This window comes from Rufibacter ruber (assembly GCF_014138425.1).
GTDB classification, from domain to species: Bacteria; Bacteroidota; Bacteroidia; order Cytophagales; family Hymenobacteraceae; genus Nibribacter; species Nibribacter ruber_C.
Genome location: NZ_JACJIQ010000015.1, coordinates 43,286 through 57,662, shown reverse-complemented (window position 1 = coordinate 57,662; position 14,377 = coordinate 43,286). Strand labels below are relative to the sequence as shown.

Annotated in this window: 10 protein-coding genes; 8 read left to right on the top strand and 2 right to left on the bottom strand. The window is 53.6% G+C overall.

Features of this window, described 5'->3' with window-relative positions; translation table 11 throughout:
• Positions 1-6 precede the first annotated feature (6 nt).
• A complete protein-coding gene (locus FHS90_RS16350; protein WP_066831258.1) occupies positions 7-852 on the bottom strand; it encodes a M48 family metalloprotease in 846 nt (281 codons plus the stop codon).
• 201 nt (positions 853-1,053) lie between these two features.
• Here FHS90_RS16350 and FHS90_RS16345 point away from each other — a divergent pair, with 201 nt between their 5' ends.
• Positions 1,054-2,130, top strand: a complete 1,077-nt coding sequence (locus tag FHS90_RS16345) for a DNA topoisomerase IB (RefSeq protein WP_182513848.1) — start codon at positions 1,054-1,056, stop codon at positions 2,128-2,130.
• Between the two features lie 85 nt (positions 2,131-2,215).
• Here FHS90_RS16345 and FHS90_RS16340 read toward each other — a convergent pair whose 3' ends face one another.
• Positions 2,216-2,788, bottom strand: a complete 573-nt coding sequence (locus tag FHS90_RS16340; protein WP_182513847.1) for an RNA polymerase sigma factor — start codon at positions 2,786-2,788, stop codon at positions 2,216-2,218.
• A gap of 473 nt (positions 2,789-3,261) precedes the next feature.
• Here FHS90_RS16340 and FHS90_RS16335 point away from each other — a divergent pair, with 473 nt between their 5' ends.
• From FHS90_RS16335 to FHS90_RS16305, 7 genes are all read left to right on the top strand, one after another.
• Positions 3,262-4,413, top strand: a complete 1,152-nt coding sequence (locus FHS90_RS16335; RefSeq protein WP_182513846.1) for a FecR family protein — start codon at positions 3,262-3,264, stop codon at positions 4,411-4,413.
• A gap of 192 nt (positions 4,414-4,605) precedes the next feature.
• Positions 4,606-7,896, top strand: a complete 3,291-nt coding sequence (locus FHS90_RS16330) for a TonB-dependent receptor (RefSeq protein WP_246387104.1) — start codon at positions 4,606-4,608, stop codon at positions 7,894-7,896.
• A gap of 10 nt (positions 7,897-7,906) precedes the next feature.
• Positions 7,907-9,184 (top strand): RagB/SusD family nutrient uptake outer membrane protein, encoded by a 1,278-nt coding sequence (locus tag FHS90_RS16325; protein ID WP_182513844.1) that lies wholly within the window; start codon positions 7,907-7,909, stop codon positions 9,182-9,184.
• A gap of 19 nt (positions 9,185-9,203) precedes the next feature.
• A complete protein-coding gene (locus tag FHS90_RS16320; protein WP_182513843.1) occupies positions 9,204-10,127 on the top strand; it encodes a phosphodiester glycosidase family protein in 924 nt (307 codons plus the stop codon).
• Between the two features lie 159 nt (positions 10,128-10,286).
• The gene (locus tag FHS90_RS16315; protein WP_182513842.1) at positions 10,287-11,606 is read left to right on the top strand and encodes an IPT/TIG domain-containing protein; all 1,320 of its coding nucleotides are present in this window, start codon (positions 10,287-10,289) and stop codon (positions 11,604-11,606) included.
• 147 nt (positions 11,607-11,753) lie between these two features.
• Positions 11,754-12,707 carry a sugar phosphate isomerase/epimerase family protein gene (locus tag FHS90_RS16310; protein WP_182513841.1) on the top strand — a complete coding sequence of 318 codons (954 nt, stop codon included), beginning with the start codon at positions 11,754-11,756 and terminating at the stop codon, positions 12,705-12,707.
• A gap of 314 nt (positions 12,708-13,021) precedes the next feature.
• Positions 13,022-14,296, top strand: a complete 1,275-nt coding sequence (locus tag FHS90_RS16305) for a YdcF family protein (protein WP_182513840.1) — start codon at positions 13,022-13,024, stop codon at positions 14,294-14,296.
• Positions 14,297-14,377: the final 81 nt, after the last annotated feature.

Below are 14,377 nucleotides of genomic sequence, written 5' to 3'. Positions count from 1 at the left end.
AGGGCGCTACAGCCCCAGCGAGCTTTTAAACTGGGCATAGCCCGAAGTTGGTTTCTGCTCAGTGCTGCAGCCCACCTGCTGCGCCTTTTGCTCAATGTCATGTATGCGGTTGCCCGGCGACGGGTGGGTGCTGATGAACTCAGGCATGTTTCCGCTCTGTTCCAACGCCTGCATCTTCTGGAAAAAGCCGGCCGCGCCGTCACAGGCGTAGTAGTTGGTACCCGCCAGGTACACCACTGAAAACGCGTCTGACTCCCGCTCATAATCCCGGCTGAACTTCAGGCCGGCCATTTGTCCGGCAATCTGCGCCACCGTGCGCTGCAGGTCGCCAGAGTTCTCATCAAGGAACAGGGAGAGTACAAACGAAATGCCGTACTGCTTCTGCAGCTGCTTCACTGTGTGCCGCTGGTCTGCGTGGGCAATCTCATGGCCCAGCACGCCCGCCAGCTGGTCTTCATTGTCTAAGGTTTTGATCAGGCCGGTAAACACATAGATATGCCCGCCGGGGGTGGCAAAGGCGTTCTGGGTTTCCGGGTCGTTGATGATGGTCACCTTCCAGGGGAATTCTTCGCGGTAGCTTACTTCGCCGCTGCTTAAGATACGTTCTACAATGTTGTCCAGGAAGGCGTAGGCGGTTCTGTAGCGCGGGTTTGACCGTTCCAACAGCTGGCCCTTGGCACGGTACGTGGAGTCTACCTGCAGGGCTACCTGCTCGCCCAGTTTCAGGTCTTCCTCAATGGCGAACAAAACCCGGTCACCGTTCTTATCTGTGCTGCAGGCGCCGGTTCCCAGCAGAAGCGCCAGGAGAATAACAAAGGAATAACGGGAGAATGGTTCAGGTGAAAGTCGCATACAAATTGGTCAGAAAGTATCAGGTCTCCGCCTACTACGCAGACCTGGGGCAGGTAGATCAGGGGGCAAAGAAAATATATTTAGAGCAAAGGCCAAGGGCTCCTGTTTTGGGGCTGTTTTTGAGAAAACGGCCCCAAAACAGAAAAAGAAACTTTTACCCTCCCTGGCAGTTAAAGGACATACCCAGACCAAGAACCACCCATGGAACAAGAACTTTCACCCGCTGCTGTTTACGCTGATGTGGCCGCCTCTGCCCAGCAAGCCGGCTTGCGCTATTATCCAGACACCAAACCCGGAATCACGCGCCGCAGCAACGGCAAGAAGGTAGCGTATTTCACCCCGAAAGGGGAGCCGGTGGAAGACGGGAAGACCCTGGACCGGATCAACCGTCTGGTGATTCCGCCCGCCTGGACAGAGGTATGGATCTGCCCTTCGGCCAACGGCCACATACAAGCCACCGGCCGGGATGACAAGGGGCGCAAACAGTACCTCTACCACGCCCAGTGGAAGGAAGTGCGCAGCCTGAACAAGTTTGGCCGCATGATTGCGTTTGGCAAAGCCTTGCCCGAGATCAGGAAGCAGGTGGAGAAAGACCTGAAGCGGAAGAAGCTGGAGAAACGCAAGATCCTGGCCATTGTGGTAGAACTGCTGGACAATTCCTTTATCAGGATTGGCAACAAGGCCTACGCCAAAGAGAACAAGTCTTACGGGCTCACCACGCTGCGGGACCGGCACGTGAAGATTGAGGGCAGTAACCTTAAGCTGGAGTTTGTGGGCAAGAAAGGCATTCAGCATGAAATCACCATCAAAGACCGGCGGCTGGCCAAGCTGGTGAAGCAGTGCCAGGATATTCCCGGGTATGACCTGTTCCAGTACTATGATGAAGACGGCAACCGCCAGCCCATAGAATCTGGAGACGTGAACGACTACCTGCGCAGCCTGAGTGCCGAGGAGTTCACCGCCAAAGATTTCAGAACCTGGGGCGGCACCGTGATGATGGTAGAATGCCTTGAACAGCTGATAGACGAGAACCCTGAGATTGAGAAGGAGAAGTCTGTGAAAGAAGCCGCCAAGATGGTGGCGCATGAGCTGGGCAACACGCCCACTGTCTGCAGCAAGTACTACATTCACCCAGAGGTGGTGAACCTGTTCAAACAAGACAAGTTAATTGACTACCTGCGCAGGCATGACGCCAAGAAACGGAAAGAGAACCCGTTCCTGTCCCGCACAGAGGCGTTTGTGATCAAAATGCTGCAGGAGGTGAAGGGGGCGGTGTAGCAGAGAATTGCCGCTGCCCCTCATGCTGTTTTGGGGCTGTTTTCTGAAAAACAGCCCCAAAACAGCATGAGGTAACCCCTTTCTATTAGAATATGAAAGGAAGCAGCATGGCCGCATTCTTCAGGAAGAGTCTGAGATGGCGCAGGGCTACGGTAATCTGGTTTTCTACGCTGCGCTTGGAAATGCCCAGCTGCTGCGCAATCTCCTCGTTTGACAGCTGTTCTTTTCTGCTGAGCAGGAAAATCTCCTGGCACCGTTTGGGAAGTTTCTCCAGTTCATAGTCTAACTGATGGTCCAGTTCCTGCACGCGAAGAGCCTCTTCGCCGGTGTTGGCCTGGGTGAGGGGGGGAAGGGACTCCAGCTGGTCTGTATAGTACAGCGGGATCACCCTGGCTTGCTTCATCTGGCGGTACACGTGGTAGCGGGCGGCTGCTTTGAGGTAGGCCGGGAAAGACTCTATCTGCAGCTGGTGGCGTTTGTTCCAGAGGTTCAGGAAAATGGCGTGCACAATATCCTCACAGGCTTCGCGGTCTTTCAGGTGGGCAAAGGCCGTGGTGAAAATACGGGACCAGTAACGTTCAAACAAGGCAGTAAAGGCTTTAGTGTCATCCTGCTGGATGGCCTGCCATACTTCTGCATCTGGTTGTTGCTGATACATACTGCTTCTTTGAACTCAGATTTGAGCATATTCAATCATGCCCTAAGAGGGAAACGCCACTACTGGTTACTCTTCACCTGACCTTCTCTGGCCACAAAACACGGGAAACTTCGTCAAGCCAATGTTACGGCCAGGTTATCTTTTGATTACGAAGTCTTTCCTTTGCCTTCTATTCAGGCCTGAGCAATATAAAGAAAAATTCTTGTAAAAATTTCCCCCGCCCCCAGGGCGAGTACAGAGCCTGCACGGGAAGGCCGTCAGCCTAACGGGTGAAACGCGGGTAATTGGTTTTGCTGTGCGTTTTAGGCCTGTTTTTAGAAAAACAGCCCCAAAACAGGATTTTCTTCTCCCCCCAGCCACCGGTGTGCGCATCTGCCGTTCCTGGCTCCATTTCCCCTTTCGAAAAAAAAATTGTAAAAGAATGTGTGTGCCAGCCTACACTTGTCTCTTGTAAGGTATAAGGCACCTCATCCATGACCAGAGAAGAATATCTCCATTTATATCAGAAAAACCTGAACGGCTCCTGTACCCCAGAGGAGATGCAGCAACTGGAAGAGCACCAGGATGAGTTTGAGCTGGAAGAACTCCCCTGGAATGATCAGCAGATGGGGGCGCAGCATGACGTGAAACATGCGCTTTTGGCCCGGCTGCAGGAAGATATGGCGCGGCAACAGTCAGAGAAGCGGCCAGGCTTTGCCTTCTCCTATTCTGTTGCGGCCGCAGTGGCCGTTCTCCTGCTTTCTACGGGCGTGTTCTTCTGGTTGAACAGAGGCGAAGCCACACCGCCTCAGGCCTTGGTACAGAAAAGCGCTCCTGAGGCAGAAGTCACCCCGGGCCGTGACAGAGCCTATCTCACACTGGCAGACGGTACGGTGGTAGACTTAGACGAAACCCAAAACGGCAATGTAACCCAACAGGGGGCTGTCAAGATCATCAAGGTAAACGGGCGGCTGTCTTACCAGGGACCAAACAATGGTCAGCAGCTGGCGCTCTATAACACCTTGTCTACCCCGCGCGGCGGACAGTACCAAATCACCTTGTCAGACGGTACCAAGGTATGGTTAAATGCCACCTCCAGCCTGCGTTTTCCGGCGGCGTTTGCGGGCAAGGAGCGGGTGGTGCAGCTACAGGGCGAGGCGTACTTTGAAGTAGCCAAAAATAAGCACATGCCTTTCAAAGTAGTGGCCAGTGAAATGGAGGTGGAAGTATTGGGTACCCATTTCAACCTCATGGCCTATGAAGACGAAGACCGCCTGCGCACTTCATTGCTGGAAGGCTCCGTGAGAGTAAGCAGCACTCAGAAACAGGTGGTGCTCCAACCTAACCAGGAGGCCGTGCTGCAAAAGAATTCCCACGCCTTGCAAGTGCACCAGGTAGATGCTTCTGAGAGCATCGCCTGGAAAAACGGCCAGTTCCTCTTTCATGAAGAAGACCTCAAAAGCGTAATGCGCAAAATTGCCCGCTGGTATGACGTAGACGTGGTGTACCAGAGTGAAATAGGCGAGAAAAGCTTTACCGGCACCATTTCCCGGTTTGAAAAAATTGAAGATGTGCTGGAGATGCTGGAGTTAACAGGAACGGTGCATTTTGAACAAAAAGGAAGGAGGCTCTATGTAAAGGCATAACAGGAAAAAAATATGCCCGGAGCCAAAAAAAGAACCAGGGGCGTTGCAGCGCCCCTGGCTATAGTTGGGCTACTAGAGGCAATACATGTGTCACATCTATTTTCTAAAACCCAAACAAACAAATGTATGAAAATTTATACTCTTTCTAAGAGTAGGTTTCCAGGGAGTATACCGCAAAAGCTAATCTTGGGTATGAAACTTACCGTTTTTTTAATGGTGGCCGCCCTCTTGCAGGTGAGTGCCGCCAGTCATAGCCAAAGCATTTCGCTTTCTTACCGAAACGCCCCGCTGGAGCAGGTTCTCAAAGAAGTGAAAAAGCAGAGTGGCTACAATTTTCTCTACAACGTGCAAATGCTGAAAGAAGCCAAACCGGTCACGCTCCACCTGGCAGATGCCTCTTTGGAGGAAGCCTTGGAGCGCAGCTTTGCCGACCAACCGCTCACCTATACCCTGAACCAGAAAACGGTGGTGGTCAAAAGGAAAGAAAGTACGCGGGCGGCGGTGGCGCCGCCCACCCTGGTAAAAGGCAGGGTGCGGGACAGCAAAGGCGAACCCATGCCCGGGGTGACCATTACCTTGAAAGGCACTACCGTAGCCACCTCTACAGACGGGAACGGGAATTTTAGTCTGCCAGTACCGGTAGACCAGGGGGTGCTGGTTTTTTCCTTCATCGGGTTTCAAAACAAAGAACTCCCTTTTAACGGCCCCGCCGAACTCACCGTAGATTTACTGGAAGACAACCAGGCCCTGAAGGAAATTGTGGTGGTGGGCTATGGCCAGCAGGAGCGCGAAGATGTGACCAGCGCCATCAGTTCCTTTAAACCCAGTGAAGAAACAAGCCGGCCGGTATTAGGGCCAGACCAGTTGATTCAAGGCCGCATGCCCGGTGTGAACGTGTCAGCGGGGTCAGGGGCGCCCGGCTCCTCTAACCGGGTGAGTATACGCGGTATTGGGTCCTTGAGCGCCAGCAATGAGCCGCTCTACGTCATTGACGGAATTCCGGTAGTACCGCACAACGCCGCGCTCTTCAACCTGGGCGAAAACATGAACCCGCTTTCGCAGCTCAACCCCAATGACATTGAATCTATTGAGGTGTTGAAAGACGCGGCTTCCTCGGCTATTTACGGGTCACGGGCCACCAACGGCGTCATCATCATCACCACCAAAACCGGGAAGAAAGGCAAGACCAACCTCAACTTTGACTTCTACACCGGCGTGCAGGACGTGCCTAATACAGACAAGGTAAAAATGGCCGACTCAGACCTGTACCTGGAGGTGATAAATGAAGGCATTGACAATTACAACCAGCAATTTGGGTATAAGCCCGGTGATACCAACTACATGTTGCGCAAGCTGAACCCATACCCGGGCATGCCAGACACAGACTGGTTTGATTTGGTAACCCAAACCGCGAGAACCTCCAGTTACAATCTGTCCTTCTCCGGAGGCACTGATAAAACACGCGTATTTATTTCAGGGAACTACTTAACCCAAGAGGGGGCCATCATTACCAGTGAGTACAAAAAGTACACCGGTAAGATCAATCTTTCGCACCAGATGTTTGACTGGCTGGAGGTAGGCACTAACTCAAACTTGAGCTACACCCACAATTCGCGCGTTCCAGGTTCTAACTCGGGGGCTACCGTAATGGCGCGCAGCATTCCGCAGCGGCCTTTTGACCGTCCCTACAAACCCAACGGTGACTACTACATGGGCGGAACGCCTGACCTGCTGTACCACAATCCGCTCCATATCCTGAATGAGGAAGACGCAGACATTGAGAATTATCGTTACCTGGGTAATTTCTTTGCCACGTTCCACTTGTTCAAAGGGCTTGATTTCAAAACCTCATTGGGCCTTGACCAGATTTATACGGTAGACAAAGTCTATTACAATGAAGACCACCCGTACGGCACCGGCGTAGGCCGCCTGATTGACAGCCGCCGCAGCATTTCCAACTTACTGATAGAAAACACCCTCACGTACAACAAACAGTTTGGGGAGCTTTCGTTTTCGGCCCTGGCTGGGCAGTCTTACCAGAAAGTGAACAACTCCAGCATCAGCATTGATGGGCGTGGTTTCCCTTCGCCCTCTTTTGATGTGCTGTCGGTGGCCGCTGAGATCACCGAGGCCGGAACCGGTTTAACTGAAAGTGCCATTGCCTCTTACTTTGGCAGAACCAGTTTCACCTTTAAAGACAAATACCTGCTCAACCTGTCTTACCGCGTAGACGGCTCCTCTAAGTTTGCCCCAGAGAACAGGTTCGGGTATTTCCCGTCAGTGTCAACAGGCTGGCATATTTCGCGGGAGGAATTCTGGCCGGTCTCGCTGCTGGACCTGAAAGTGCGCGCCAGCTACGGCTCTACGGGTAACCAGGACGGCATCAGTTCTTATGCCTACCAGGCCCAGATGAGCGGGGGGCGGAACTACGGGTATAAAAGCGGGATAGGCGTGAGCACCAACGGCAACCGTGATCTTACCTGGGAAACCGCCGATCAGTTTGACGTGGGGGCAGACTTCAGCTTTAAGCGGGGCATGTTCCATTTTACGGTAGACTACTTTGTAAAGAACACCAACAACCTGCTTTACAGCCGCCCAACGCCGGCTACCACCGGGTTCACCAGCATTACCAGTAACATTGGCTCCATGCGCAACTGGGGGTGGGAATTCCTGCTGGGGTCTAACCTCACCTTTGGGGATTTGACCTGGAGCTCAGACTTCAACATCTCGTTCATCAAGAACAAACTCACCTCGTTGCTGGGTGATGATGCCTTGCTCATTGGTGCCAACCGCACATTGAAAGTAGGGGAGGAAGTAGGCAGTTTCTATATGTACAAAATGCTGGGCATTTACCAGACCGATGAAGAAGTGCCGGCAGCCTTCTTTAACCAAGGGGTTAGGGCAGGTGATGTGCAATATGAAGACCTAAACAATGACGGCCTCATTAACGTGGATGACCGCCAGATTGTAGGCACCTCCAACCCCAACTTCTTTGGGGGCTGGAACAACACGTTCCGGTACAAGAACTTTGACTTGAGCGTGTTCCTGAACTACAGCCAAGGGGCAGAGGTGTACTCTTCCGGCCGAATCACCATAGAGCGGCTGGCCAACAACTTCTTCAACATGCGCGAAGAAATTGCCCTCACCCGCTGGACCGGCCCCGGCACCAGCAATACCGTGCCCCGTGCCATTTATGGCACCGGCTGGAACACCCAGAACTCCACCCGCTTTTTAGAAGACGGCTCTTTCCTGCGTCTGCGCTCCATCATTCTGGGGTATACCCTGCCTAAGAACCTGGTGTCAAAAGTGCGCCTTGATCGGCTACGGGTATATGTGCAGGCAGACAACCTTTTCCTCTGGACCAACTATTCTGGCATGGACCCAGAGGTGACCAGTGACTTTGACCCGCAGTTCATTGGGGAGGACAACTTAATCCTGCCTCAGCTGAGAACCGTGAACCTGGGTGTGAACCTTAGATTTTAAAGCCCTTCCCATGAAAAATATTCTTAAATACATAGTGATGGCAGGCGCGCTGCTGTTCACGTCCTGCAATGACCAGTTAGACTTCTATCCGCACTCCTCGGTGTCACCAGACAATACCACTGAGAAGGATATGGACGCGCTGCTCTACGGCATGTACAACACCATGCAGAATGCCCCGGGCAGAGAAGCTTACATTACGTTTGACTTGTTGGGCGGTGACCTCTTCGCCGCCTCTGGCGGAAATGTGCAGGCCTTCATCAGCAACATTCTGCGTCCTGAATACTCCATGATCAGCGCCTCCTGGAACGGGTATTTCCGCGCCCTGTATCAGGTGAACAACGTGCTGGAAACGGTAGGGAAATTCCCAGACTCCCAGAAGAAGCGTGAGATTCTGGGTACCGCCCACTTTTTCAGGGCGTACCTGTACTACAACATGGTCACCCGCTGGGGCGGTGTGCCGGTGCTGGAAGTAAACACCACTGAGAAAGTAGCCCGCAACTCTGAGGCTGAAACCTGGGCCTTCATTGAGAAGGAACTCACGCTGGCCTTGCCAGATGCGCCGGTCTACGTGGTCAACAATTACTACTACGTGAACAAAGACGCGGTGCAGGCGCTGTCTGCCCGCGTAAAGCTGGCGCAGAACAAAATGCAGGAGGCGGCGGCCCTGGCCGAAGGCTTCATCACGTCTGGCCGTTACCAGCTGGACAGTTTTGAGAAAATCTTCCGGAAGCAGCAGAACCGCGAGGTCATCTTCGCTTTTGAGAACAACACCGAGGAGTCCAGCATCACGCTGAGCACTTTGTTTTATACCTATGCCCACCCGGTAAAAGGTTCTTACGTGTACAAGCCCACAGATGCCGCCATGCAGATGTATGAGGCCAATGACAACCGGCGAGCCATTTCCATTGACACCTACCAGGGCCTGAACGTGGTGAACAAATACCCCAGCGGCCAGGCCGGCACCGACCCGTTTGTGGTTCTCCGCCTTGCGGAAATGTACCTCATCAGCGCCGAGGCGCAGGGACTGGCCGGTCTGCCCCGGTTGAATGAGCTACGCGCTGCCCGCAACTTAGGACCTGTCAACCCCACCACGCCGGAAGAAATGGTAGATGCTGTGCTGGAAGAAAGGCGCCGCGAGTTTCTGGGTGAGGGCTTCAGGTGGTATGATCTGGTGAGAACCGGGAGGGCTGTTGCTACGCTGGGCCTGAAGGAGTATCAACTCAAATTACCGTTGCCCGAAAACGAGTTGATTCTGAATGATTTGCTGGAGCAAAACAAAGATTATTAATCCTTTAACCAGACCAGACATGTTACAGACCTTTAAAAAATATATACTTCTTCTCAGCTTGGTGGGCGGGGTGACCGTCTTCAGCGGATGTGAAGAGGATGATGCCCCCGTTACGGTAGAGCGAGCGCCGGTCACGCAAGTTGCCCAGCAATTGGTTGAGAAATCCAGCCTGGTGGCCCGCGTCTTCTATGACACCACGTTTCAGCTGCACCCTGGCGTAGAGGAAACCGATATGCACTATCTGACTGCTGACGGCTATACCAACCGCGCCTTTATCTTAAAGGTAGATTTGAAGCAGCCCGGCGTCTCCTTGTTCCCTGCCACTCCCTACGGCGGCACCAGCTTTGCCATGCAGACCATTCCAGACATGGTGAAGTATATTGACAAAGCGGGCAGAAGGGTAATGGCCGCTGTGAACTCAGACTTCTTCAATACCAGCACCGGGGAGCCCCGCAGCCTGGTGTTTATCAATGGCAAAGCGGTAAAGATCGCCATACAGGCGGGCGGCCGCGGCTACTTTGGCGTGGACAAACAAGGCAACCCCTTAATTGGGAATCTGGAAACCTATGATGCCCAGAAAGACAACCTTCTACACGCTCTGGGCGGCCACCACCGCCTCCTGAACAATTACCAGGTGGTCAGCCAGACAGACGTGTCCATAGAACCCAGAACGGCCGTGGGCTACACCGAGGACAAGGTGGTCTACTTTGTGATGATTGACGGCCGCCGGTTTGATTACGCCAACGGGAGCACCATTGAAAACATGGGCCGGTTCCTGCTGGCACTGGGCGCAAAGGAAGCGCTCAACCTGGACGGCGGCGGTTCCAACACGTTTCTCATCAAGCACCCGCTGGCAGACGTGTGGCAAGTGCGCAACTGGTCGTCAGACGGCAAGCCGCGGGCAGTGGCCAACGGTTGGACTATTGTGGCAGATTTGCCTTAAGCAAGAGCATGTTTAGATAAAATAGGTTTGTTTTCTGTTTTGGGGCTGTTTTCAGAAAAACAGCCCCAAAACAGAACCCCGGGTTCTGCCAGAAATTTCTTTCAGGAAAGGTATTTCGGCGGGAGCCGGGCAGACCATACACCTTCAAAAAACAGAACTATGTTATTGAAAATAAATAAATATGTGGTGTTTCTTCTGGCGGTCCTGTTTCTGGCCGCCTGTGATGAAGACAACGACCCCACCACCAACGCAACTCCTGTAATTGTCTCCCTTTCGCCTGAAACGGGCACACCCTCTACCATTGTCACCATCATGGGCCGCCATTTCAGCCCAGTGCGCTCCAACAACGTGGTGAAGTTTAACGGAACAGCAGCCGTGGTCATTGAAGCTTCTGAAGGGGAGCTGCAGGTGGTGGTACCCGAGAACGGCACCACCGGAAACGTGACGGTAACCGTTGCCGGCCAAGAATTGACAGGACCTGCCTTTACGTATGCTGAACCACAAGAAGAATTTATGGTCAGCACCTTTGCAGGAAGCGGTACCGCTGGCCTGGTAGACGGCATGGCCGAAGAGGCTTCTTTCCGGAGTCCGGAAGGGGTGGCGTTTGACCTACAGGGAAATGTAATTGTGATTGACCGGGGCAACAATGGCATTCGGCGCATTACCCCGGCGGGACTGGTGTCTACACTCATGGGCGGGGCTGCCGGAAACGTAGACGGTCCGTTGGCGGTGGCGCAGCTGAACCTGCCCTGGAAATCTACCGTTGACGGCCAAGGCAACATCATCATTGCTGACCGAGACAACCACAAAATCAGGAAAGTCTCACCGGCGGGCGTCATGACCACCATTGCCGGAACGGGTACCGCCGGCTACGCAGATGGTCCGGTGGCTACCGCCCGTTTCAACCAGCCGCTAGACGTGGCGGTAGACAAAGACGGCAATATTTACGTAGCCGACAACCTGAACCATCGCATCAGGAAAATCAGCACAGATGGCACCGTGAGCACCGTGGCCGGAAACGGACAGGCCAGTTTTGGGGATGGAGATGCCGCCACCGCCGCGTTCCGGAATCCGTCTGGCCTCACCCTGGATCTGAACGGCAATATTGTAGTGGCAGACCGTAACAACCACCGCATACGGCTGGTAACGCCCCAAGGCCAGACCAGCACCGTGGCCGGCACCGGCACTGTGGGTTCAGTAGACGGCGCGGCGGCCACCGCCCGCTTCAGCCAGCCTTATGGCGTGGCGGTAGACAAACAGGGCAATATTGTAGTGGCAGATTTGGGTAACCACAAAATCAGGAAAATCTCTACGGCGGGCGCGGTGACCACCATGGGCGGCACATCGTCGGGCTTTGGGGACGGTCCCGGGGCCAGCGCCCGTTTCAACCAACCCACTGATGTTACCGTGGGGCCAGACGGCTATGTGTACGTGGCGGATCTAGGCAACAACCGCATCCGGGTTATCAGGCCGTTGTAAGGTTTTCTGATTTTCTGTTTTCGGGCTGTTTTCAGAAAAACAGCCCGAAAACAGAAGCCGCTTTTTCTTGACTCATTATCTTTCCGCGCCGTGAAACTGGTAAATAAGTTTCCTTAATTCCAGCGGAATTTCCTACTTCTTGTATGCATGAGAAAAACGATAAACTTACCCTTGCTGGTGGTACTGTCTTGCTTGCTTCTGGCTGCCTGCGCCATCAAAGCGCCGCAGGCAAAAATACCCGCGCCCTTAAAAATAGGCTACTCAGTGGCCCTGGTAAACATTACGCCAGAAAAGCTGGCTTACGCTAAATCTGTGGGCATTGATTATCTGGAAACCTCGTTTCAGGCCTATATTGACAAAGACCTGAACTTAAAAAAAAGCGAGGCCGAAATAACGGAGGAGGTGCAGAAGGTGAAAGCCGCCGCTGACAAGGCCGGTATCAGATTCTGGTCGGTGCACATGCCGTACAACCAGAAGATTGACCTCTCGCTCACAGATGAAACCGAGCGGCAGAAGGTAGTGGGGCTGCACAAGAAAGTGCTGGCGTTCTGCCAAATACTGGAACCCCAGGTCATTCTGTTCCACCCCAGCTACTACCTCACGCCGGGCGAGCGGGAACAGCGCAAAAAGCAGCTGATCACCTCCAGCCTGGAGCTGTTGCCCGCGGTGAAAGCCATCAACGCCACCATGGTCATAGAGAACATGCTGGGCCCTGAGCTGATGGCCGATGCCAAGCGTGAACGCCCGCTTTGCCGCTCGGTAGAAGAGACGTTGGAAATCATGAACCGCCTGCCCAAAGACATTTACTCGGCGGTAGACATGAACCACATTAAGCATCCGGAGCTGCTCATCAGAGCGCTGGGCGGTAGAGTGAAATCCATTCATGCCGCAGATGGGCACGGTGAGAAAGAAAACCATTATTTCCCCTGCTCCGGCCAGGGAAGCAATAACTGGCCGGCTATTCTGGCGGCCCTGGAAGAAGTCGGCTACCGTGGGCCTTTCCTGTTTGAAAGCGCATACAAAGACGAGAAAGAGCTGAAGGAATGTTACCTTTCTTTGTACTCAGCCTACTTGGCCCAACGGCAGCAAATTAAACAGTAACACGCTGCCAAAGGCTTAACCACCATTTGCTTGTCTTTTACGTTTTGGAGCTGTTTTTCTGAAATTGGCCCCAAAACAAAGCTCCTGTTGAGGGCTTCTCCTAAAGTTCCGGCGTTTGCTTATGCCGCCGTTTCTGGCCTGTTTTTCAGAAAACAGCCCAGAAACAGGGAGTTCCAATTAACCTGAGCAAACGCTTGCGCCACGGCTACACCAGAAAGTGCTCCTCAGTTTTCCTGCTGGAAGTTTCTTAATTCACCTTTTTGTTCAACGTTTACCTTTATCTTTAGATCTTGACAGATTCCTTTCCCTCACCCATGACGAACAGAACAAATTTTCATATCTATAAAAAAAATCTGCTGGCTGCCGGGCTGGTGGGCCTGGGCCTCCTGTGGTCCTGTACCTCCAAAGTTCCGGCAACCGACCCTGCCGCTGCCCCAAATAACACTCAGCAGATCCTGCAGCAGAAAATTTATCCGGTGCTGGTGGCTTTGCAGGAAGACCGCCTCAGAAATGAGCTACAGAAGAACGCGGTGCTACAGGGGTTGGCCCGGCAGCGCGCGCAGCGGGTTCGGCAGGCCACCCAGAACTGCCAGGATGTGCCCTGTCTGGCCAATGCCGTGCAATGGAGTTCTGCAGATGTGCAGGAAGCCGGCAACGCCCTGGTAAAAGCCTATGCCGGCAGCCCGGCCCTGAAAGAAGCCATTCAACCATTGCGCGAGAGCGGGGCCTATGCCCTCTACGCCAGCCAGCCAGATACCGCCTTTCTGCGCAGCGCCTGGCAGCACGCCGCCCAGGCCATGAACCACGCCACCGATGTGTATCTCAAAGGAAAGAAACCACGCTACCCCAAGATTGACGCCATCAGTTTTGAAGGGACAGATCCCGCTTTTCAGCAGACGGTGCGGCAAACCCTGGAGAAGGTTGCCAATGACCACGGCAAAGGGCTGTTCTTTGAAATTCCGCTTCATGCGGCGCTCCAGGCGCTGGCTATTAACGGCCGCGACGAAGCGGCGCGTTATGAGCCGCTGCAGGAAGGGATGAATGCCGCCCCATTCAGACAGGCCAAAACCACCCCCTGGAAGAAGTATACATACAGTGTGATTCTGGTGCCCGGTTTCGGGCCGGAGGACCCGGCCATTGTGCTGGAAGAGAAAGCCAAAGTGCGCTGCCGCATGGCACTGGAGCGGTTTAAAAGAGGACTGGCCCCGTTTATTGTAGTTTCTGGCGGGAACGTGCACCCCAACAAGACTCCTTACAATGAAGCCGTGGAAATGAAAAAGTACATGGTAGACAGCCTGGGGGTAGCCGAAGAAGTGGTGATCATTGAACCGCACGCCCGCCACACCACCACCAACCTGCGCAACACCAACCGGCTGCTGTACCTGCTCCAGTTGCCGCTGGAGAAACCCATTCTGGTGGTGACAGATGAAAGCCAGAGCAGCTATATTCTGAGGTTCGAGAAAAAGGCGATCCAGGAGCTGGGATACGCCCCTTTCGCCAACCTGAAAAAGCTCTCTGAGGTGGAGACTGAATACTACTCTGTACCCGCGTCCCGGCACATTGATCCCCTTGACCACCTGGATCCCTAATTTAAACTTTCTGTTTTAGGGCTGTTTTTGGAAAAACAGCCCCGAAACAGAAAACCTGTTTCACGCAAAACCCTTCTCCTT